At 57.5% G+C, this 287-nt stretch carries 1 protein-coding gene; it reads right to left on the reverse strand.

The genetic code is table 11. From position 1 onward, the window contains the following. Positions 1-242 (reverse strand): helix-turn-helix domain-containing protein (locus AB9F29_RS22330; RefSeq protein WP_369757305.1); only part of this gene is annotated, 242 nt, incomplete at its 3' end. Between the last annotated feature and the right edge of the window lie 45 nt (positions 243-287).

Below are 287 nucleotides of genomic sequence, written 5' to 3' on the forward strand. Positions count from 1 at the left end.
GGGGAGCGCCCTAATTGGTGCGCTATCATGCGTAGTGAACATTTGATGCTCAGCCCACGCGATATTTCCTCCCGCTCAAAAAGGTTCAAAGCACGGGTGCTACGCTTGCGATCTGGTGGGCAGATGCCACCCGTCGGCGAAATCACCGAAAAGACCGACGAGGAGGGCCTATCAAACACGCGCCCAATCGACCTCATGGACTCCCCACGCTGCCATCCACTGCCGACAGGCGATGCTTGCATCGCTGAGAGGGATCCCAAATCTCCGTGCGCTGCTTAGACGAATAG

Origin of the sequence: Falsihalocynthiibacter sp. S25ZX9 (genome assembly GCF_041205405.1) — a bacterium.
GTDB lineage: Bacteria > Pseudomonadota > Alphaproteobacteria > Rhodobacterales > Rhodobacteraceae > Falsihalocynthiibacter > Falsihalocynthiibacter arcticus.